5 protein-coding genes and 2 pseudogenes are annotated in these 4,125 nt (G+C 37.2%); 6 read left to right on the top strand and 1 reads right to left on the bottom strand.

The genetic code is table 11. The features are described 5' to 3' along the window. The 6 genes and pseudogenes from DU53_RS04060 to DU53_RS04035 form a co-directional block, all read left to right on the top strand. Window positions 1-210: pseudogene (locus DU53_RS04060) on the top strand (hypothetical protein); the annotation flags it as partial. A 153-nt stretch (window positions 211-363) separates the two neighbouring features. Then, window positions 364-555, top strand: a complete 192-nt coding sequence (locus DU53_RS04055; protein WP_063727643.1) for a hypothetical protein — start codon at window positions 364-366, stop codon at window positions 553-555. A gap of 17 nt (window positions 556-572) precedes the next feature. After that, window positions 573-1,493, top strand: a complete 921-nt coding sequence (locus DU53_RS04050) for an ABC transporter ATP-binding protein (protein WP_063727641.1) — start codon at window positions 573-575, stop codon at window positions 1,491-1,493. Beyond that, window positions 1,490-2,125, top strand: a complete 636-nt coding sequence (locus DU53_RS04045) for a hypothetical protein (protein WP_015868167.1) — start codon at window positions 1,490-1,492, stop codon at window positions 2,123-2,125. The genes DU53_RS04050 and DU53_RS04045 overlap by 4 nt, the downstream gene beginning before the upstream one ends. 102 nt (window positions 2,126-2,227) lie before the next feature. Continuing rightward, the gene (locus DU53_RS04040) at window positions 2,228-2,479 is read left to right on the top strand and encodes a hypothetical protein (RefSeq protein ID WP_015868165.1); all 252 of its coding nucleotides are present in this window, start codon (window positions 2,228-2,230) and stop codon (window positions 2,477-2,479) included. After that, window positions 2,476-3,732, top strand: a complete 1,257-nt coding sequence (locus tag DU53_RS04035; RefSeq protein WP_015868164.1) for an MFS transporter — start codon at window positions 2,476-2,478, stop codon at window positions 3,730-3,732. Before DU53_RS04040 ends, DU53_RS04035 begins: the two co-directional genes overlap by 4 nt. 164 nt (window positions 3,733-3,896) lie before the next feature. Here DU53_RS04035 and DU53_RS04030 read toward each other — a convergent pair. Then, a pseudogene (locus DU53_RS04030) lies at window positions 3,897-4,125 on the bottom strand (tetratricopeptide repeat protein); the annotation flags it as partial.

Here is a 4,125-nt window from a genome sequence, read left to right as displayed (position 1 = left end):
TCAGCAGGGATTATATTCATAGCCATGAAACTCACATTCTTTTTGATGCTCAATTTTAAAGACAGCAAATTTTTGAAAGTTCTTGTTGATATGTTCTGGCTTGATGATCCTAAAAAGGCATTGATGTACGGAGCAATGTGGCTTGCGTTATTAACATGGCTATCGATAAAACGAATAAACAAAGTCGCAATAACCAATCAGGGAAGTTGAACAGAGGTGAGAAAATCGAAAGTATTTGTTTTGAGAAAAGCATCGTTACTTATTTTAAGTTTAGATTTACTGCTTGTTATGCAGCTGAGCAAAGATCGTTAAATGAACACAAGCAAAACATTGTTTGTCCACATAATATGGGAGGTGATTTGAATGAGTAAATTGCAGTTATTCGGGATAATAGGTAACGTGATACTTTTGGGCGCAATTGTTATGATATACAAAGCAAAATCGTTACCAGAAAAGCGCCGAAAGACTTTGCAAAGAATAGCTTTAACTATTGTGGGAATTTTGGGAGTTATAGGGTTCATTTTAATAATATTGACCAAAGCCGGGCAATTATGAAAAAGAGGCGATATTCTGTGAATTCGCATGTTGTTGAATTTCAAAACGCTTGCAAGATCTATCCAAACGGTACGGAGGCTCTCAAAAACATAAATTTCAAAATAGGAAGAGGAGAGATCGTTGGATTAATAGGACCTAATGGTGCAGGAAAAACAACCGCCGTGAAATCGCTCCTTGGCCTGCTAAAGCTCTCATCTGGAAGTGTTAAATTATGGGGCCACGATAGCTATTCTTTGCCTTTGGAATTTAAAAAGAAGATCGGTTTTCTCCTCGATGATAGAGGGCTATATGAGAATATGACAGTAGAAGAAAACATGATATTCTGGGCGAAGGTATACTCTGTGGATACACGAAAGGTAAAAGAAATATTGGAAAGATGGGATTTGTGGAACAAACGAAAGGATCTTGTAAAAGAGCTTTCCAGTGGGCTAAAGCAAAAATTGGCCATAGCGAAGGTAGCTATTCATGATCCGCTTTTCATCGTAATGGATGAACCCACATCGAACCTTGACCCCGTTGTAAGGAGACAGGTGGTAGACCTATTAAAAGGATTCGCAGGAACCGATAAAACCATTATCATCACTTCACATGACCTATATGACATCGAAAGAGTATGCACAAGGATATTAATGATCAGAAAAGGGAAAATCATAGCCGACGGTTCCATGGAAGAATTAAAAAAACAATTAGGGGTTAGGGAATGTGTGAAAATAATTGTATCTACGAATGTAAGCGACATTCTTAAAAAGAAACTATCTAAAAATTACCCCGTTGAAAAAATAAGGGACAAAGAGATCCTTGTCCCAGGAGATCATTTCGATACAAAAGAATTAGTCAAGTTCCTTGTAGAAAATAATGTCGGTGTCGAACGAGTGGAAACTGAGAAGGTAACTCTGGAAGATATCTATATAAAAATTGTAAAAGAGGATGAAGAATGATGAGAGCAATTATGTGGAAAGAAATACGATGCTTTTCTCGCGAAAAGGTAAAATTGATAGTCATAATCCTAACTTCGGCATTTATTACCTTCGTAAACCCATTTCTGCCAGGTAGAAATGGAACGTACTCAGTAATATCTCCTTTGGTGCCAATGCTTTTGTGCGCATGCTTATTTTCTCCAATAAGTTTCAATACAGAAAGATACAGCCGAACTCTTGGGAGTTTGTTAGCAGCACCGTTATCTGTTAAAGATATTCTTCTCGGAAAGTGTTTTGCGATCTTTTTGTTTTCTTATCCTATATCGTTACTTATGGGAATTCCAACTATGATTCTATTAAGAGGTGACCTCATAAAATTCTTGTTGATGCTTTTTATCGTAACCCCAATATCTGGATTTGTGCTTATAGAGCTATTTTGCATAGCTTTCGTTATAGTAAAAAACCCCTTGCTTCTCCAGTACCTCGAAATGTTTGTGACTATAGGAATAGTTATAAGCATGATGAATAATCCAGCAAACATTTCTACAAGTACCATAATCATTTTCACCTTATCTGGAATAGCCCTTGCATTTTTGCTGTATATTCTTATGGGAAAAATAAATAAGGAAAAAATGATGAGAATTCTCTTATGAAAACTCTTCCAATGAAAAACGCAAGTTTTAGCGATGAAATAAGGCACTTGCTGTACTGGAAACTGGAAAAGGATAACGTATCAGGAATCCAGGGAGATAGTGGTGAATAAAACTCGCTATATACTCATAGGAATCCTTTTACTCATTTCCACTTTCACAATAGCCGAAAAGCTTTTTACTCCCGAACAGTTGAGGGAGGATTTAGATTTTCTCGTTTCCAAAATCGTTGAAGAGTATTACAACCCCTGGCTCAAGGTAGATAAAGATGTATTCTGGAATCTTGTCGAAGAGAAAAGAGCTCAATTAAGCCAAAATTTAGCATGGTGGGGATCCTACAATGGTGATAAAAAATGAAGAATAATCTCAAGAGAAATATCATTCTTTACTTCACAGGAAGAGGGGTTTCTACTTTTGGGGATGAGCTTCACAAGATCGCCCTGGCATGGTTAATGTTGGAACTGACTGGGAAAGCTTCCGGGTTGGGAAGTGTGATGGGGATTCAGGAATTTTCTTTAGGAATTTTTGGTCTTGTAGCAGGAATAATAGTAGATAAATTCTCAAGGAAAAGAATAATAGTTGTCAGCGATTTGATCCAGGGACTGGTCGTCTTCTTCTTACTCTTTATTCCTGCCTACTTGGGCAGGATTGGCACATTAAATATCTACTTGATAGCCTTTTTCTATCCCTTTTTACTTCAGCTTTTCTTCCTTGCAAGCATTGCTTTTATTCCAGAGATTGTCCCGAAAGAGCATTTATTTTCATTCAACGCTTTTAAGACATCTTTCTTTACTTCCATAGCCTTTATAGGATCAGGGGTTGCTGGTTTATTTATCAAGATGTTTGGTTATAGCACCTGTTTCTTTATAGATTCAATGACATCGATTTTCGCGGCGATCTGTGGAGCCATGATTGTTGTAAAGGGTAGAAGCGATACCAAGAAGCATTACGAAAAAGATAAAGAGAATTTCAAATCATATCTCAGCATGCTAAAAGAAGGATTTGCTGAGTTTAGGAAGAATAGAGCTTTTTTTGCCGTTACGCTTCTGAGTACAATTGGTGATTTTTTAATTCCTTTTTTCCTTTGGATACCGGTGGCGATAAGGAAATGGAATGGAGATGCTTTTACTTATGGAATTACTCAATCAATTATGGCAGTTGGAATGATTATAGGAGGTATTGCAGCAAATACACTCTTAAAGAAGTTCCTGCGGAAATTTAATAATGTTCAAATTAATCTGGGAGCTAAATTTATAATAGGTTTGATCTTTCTAACTACCACTATCTTCTTTAACATTTATAGTTTAATGGTAATGATGTTTCTATTTGGTCTTGTAACTTCGATAAGCAAAGCAAGTGTGCAAACCTATCTTCAAGAGACAATTGAACAGGGAAAAATGGGTAGAGTTACGAGTGTGATTTCTGCAACACAGACGATCTCTGCTCCATTATCCCTCTTTTTGGGTGGAGTTCTTCTAGATATTTTTTCTCCTCGTAGTATGCTCGCCTTTTACGGGGTTATATTCGTTATTCAAATGATAGTGGGATTTAGGATACGTGCAATTCGAGAATACTGTAAACAAAAATCTTTAGAAGGAAGTGAGTCATAATCTCAGCTTATGCGTTTCGAGTTAACAGAATAAAGGGGTCTGTTAGGAATTCTTGGGTGAAATTCTATGTCTAATCTGGAGTTCGGAGTTTACACAAAAAAGTTATACACCCGCATACTAACCGGTAGTTAAACACCGAAGACACTGGAAGTATAAGAAATGTTTCAAATAAATCTCAAAAGTCTATTAATCAGCTTTTCCCTTTCCTTCTTCTTATCCAGCGCCCAGTAAGCGAGGGCAGTCTGGGTTTTCTTTAGCCTGTATTTCTGGGTGAAGGGATAAAGTTCTGCGGGAGGTTTGGGTCTCAGCCCCCAGTTCCTGTCGTAGCGAACGTAGTTTCTCATGAAGGTATCTATTACCCCTCTGTCTTTATCTCCGAGTTGAAGATACTTA

The organism is Kosmotoga sp. DU53, assembly GCF_001639905.1.
GTDB classification, from domain to species: Bacteria; Thermotogota; Thermotogae; order Petrotogales; family Kosmotogaceae; genus Kosmotoga; species Kosmotoga olearia.
This window is presented reverse-complemented; position numbering and strand designations above follow the sequence as displayed.

Coding starts and splice junctions, on each gene's coding strand:
- DU53_RS04055 (WP_063727643.1), top strand. CDS start 364: ATGAGTAAATTGCAGTTATTCGGGATAATAGGTAACGTGATACTTTTG.
- DU53_RS04045 (WP_015868167.1), top strand. CDS start 1,490: ATGATGAGAGCAATTATGTGGAAAGAAATACGATGCTTTTCTCGCGAA.
- DU53_RS04035 (WP_015868164.1), top strand. CDS start 2,476: ATGAAGAATAATCTCAAGAGAAATATCATTCTTTACTTCACAGGAAGA.